Below are 1,601 nucleotides of genomic sequence, written 5' to 3' on the forward strand. Positions count from 1 at the left end.
TATGCTTTTCAGGGAGGACAGATCATGTCCTACACGGACCACATCTTCACTGACTATCGCCGGCGCGTGAAAGAACTCGAGGCCAGCGACAACCCGTTCGCCAAGGGCATCGCCTATATCGCGGGCGAGTACGTCCCGCTCAACGAGGCGCGCATTCCGATCCTCGACCAGGGTTTTCTCCATTCCGACCTGACCTATGATGTGCCCGCCGTCTGGAACGGCCGGTTCTTCCGCCTCGACGATCACCTCGACCGGTTCGAGAAGAGCTGTGCGCAGCTGCGGCTGAAAAGCCCGCTGCCGCGACAGGAAATTCGTGACCGGCTCGTCGAAATGGTGGCCAAGAGCGGCATCCGCGATGCCTATGTCATGTTGATCGTGACGCGCGGCCTGCGGTTCGTGCGCCAGTATGCGCCGGAGGAGTGCGACAATTTCTGCTACCTCATGGTCATGCCCTATCTCTGGGTGATGGACGAGGCAACGCAGAAGACCGGCGGCACCGCCGTCATCACCCGCACGGTGCGCCGCGTGCCGCCAGGCGCAATCGACCCCACCGTCAAGAACCTGCAATGGGGCGATTTCACCCGCGGCCTGCTGGAAGCGCGCGATCGCGGCGCCATGTACCCGATCCTGACGGACGGCGACGCGAACCTCACCGAAGGCTCCGGCTTCAACGTCATCCTCATCAAGGACGGCAAGCTCTACACGCCGAAGAAGGGGGTTCTCGAGGGGGTCACACGCAAGTCGGTGCTCGCCGTCGCCGAAACGCTCGGCTACCCATACACGATCGACGACGTGCCCGTGGAACTCGCCTACCAGTGCGACGAGATCCTGTTTGTCACGACCGCCGGCGGCGTCATGCCGATCACGACGCTCGACGGACAACCGGTGGGTGACGGCAATGTCGGGCCGATCAGCAAGGCCCTATGGAGGGGGTACTGGGATGCGCATTCTGATCCCTCGGTAAGTTTTGCAGCCCACTACTGACCGGGCTGTTTGCAGGATCACGATGCGTTGCGCGCAAGAGGCTTCGATACACGCCGGCTGGCGACGCCGTGGAGTGCGCTTCACTTCACTCCAACTGGTACGAACTCCAGGGCCACGGGCGCGACCAGCGAAGCGCCGGACAGTACCAGCAGGACGAACGCCGCGAGGCGCGGGGTACGCGCCGAGAATGCCGGGGGCCAGCGACGGGCCAGATAGATCGAGGCCAGGACAGCCGGCAACCCGGCGGCCGCCCACAGAAGCGTATGAGGCTGCCAATCACCGTGCGCCGCCACGAGGCCGAGCCGGAACAGGGAATTGAGCGAGAAGATCGCCACGAGCGTCTCGCGGACGACCCGGTGCGGCAGGGGCTGACGGTAGAACTGGAAGACCAGCGGCGGTCCCGCCGTGGAGAAAAGGCCACCCATCAAACCGCCGAGTGCGCCGAAGAACACGAATTCAGGCCCGCCCGACGATTGCGCCAGCGGTGACGGTCGCCGGATCAACTGGTACAGCCGTCGGCACAGATGGCCACGATAGGCCTGGGTTATGCTGCGGACGACAGGTGATTTCCCGCCACGTGTTCATGGCGGCGTTTTGCAGTTTTCGATATTCGGCAG

At 63.8% G+C, this 1,601-nt stretch carries 2 protein-coding genes; one reads left to right on the forward strand and one right to left on the reverse strand.

What is annotated here, in order from left to right; genetic code table 11:
* A partial coding sequence (locus ACT6UX_RS30360; protein ID WP_444778857.1) for an aminotransferase class IV occupies positions 1 to 984 on the forward strand: 984 nt, incomplete at its 5' end.
* Positions 985 to 1,064: 80 nt separating this feature from the next.
* Here the strand turns inward: ACT6UX_RS30360 and ACT6UX_RS30365 are convergent.
* On the reverse strand, positions 1,065 to 1,487 hold the full coding sequence (locus tag ACT6UX_RS30365) for a TSUP family transporter (protein ID WP_444778858.1): 423 nt from the start codon (positions 1,485 to 1,487) through the stop codon (positions 1,065 to 1,067).
* Positions 1,488 to 1,601 lie beyond the last annotated feature (114 nt).

The sequence above is a fragment of the Reyranella sp. genome, from assembly GCF_052439685.1.
Classification (GTDB): Bacteria; Pseudomonadota; Alphaproteobacteria; order Reyranellales; family Reyranellaceae; genus Reyranella.